The organism is Apilactobacillus intestinapis (assembly GCF_049166695.1).
Taxonomy (GTDB): Bacteria; Bacillota; Bacilli; order Lactobacillales; family Lactobacillaceae; genus Apilactobacillus; species Apilactobacillus kunkeei_C.
On sequence record NZ_JBMHFD010000033.1, the window covers coordinates 1 to 525 of the forward strand.

1 protein-coding gene is annotated in these 525 nt (G+C 42.7%); it reads left to right on the plus strand.

Annotated features, from left to right (window positions below; all coding sequences use genetic code 11):
- Positions 1 to 146: 146 nt before the first annotated feature.
- Positions 147 to 525, plus strand: a 379-nt coding sequence (locus ACOMA7_RS07710; RefSeq protein WP_421393154.1) for an ATP-dependent Clp protease proteolytic subunit, incomplete at its 3' end; no start/stop codon positions are given.

Below are 525 nucleotides of genomic sequence, written 5' to 3' on the forward strand. Positions count from 1 at the left end.
CGTAAACTAAAAGAATTGGCTAAACAGATTGACGAAGGTACTTTTGATGCCGATAAGTTATAAAGGGCGAATGCGCTCTTTTTTATTTTAGAAAGTCTTGTTTTTGCGTTACAATAGAATACTAAAGAAGATAAAAGGAGATTACTATGTGGCCAGGAGTTATTGAACAAACTGCAAATGGACGTGAGTCCTATGATTTGCCTTCCCGACTTTTAAAGGACCGAATTATCCTGGTGCAAGGTGAAGTGGAAGATAGTATGGCAACCTCAATCGTTGCTCAACTACTTTTCTTGGAAGCACAGGATCCTGATAAGGAAATTTCCATGTACATTAACTCGCCGGGTGGTTCTGTGACGGCGGGCTTGTCGATTACGGATACCATGAACTTTATTAAAGCACCGGTAACGACCATTGTGATGGGTCTGGCAGCTTCAATGGGGACCATTATTGCCTCTTCTGGTGAAAAGGGTCACCGTTACATGTTGCCGAATGCCGAGTACTTGATTCACCAACCAATGGGTGGTG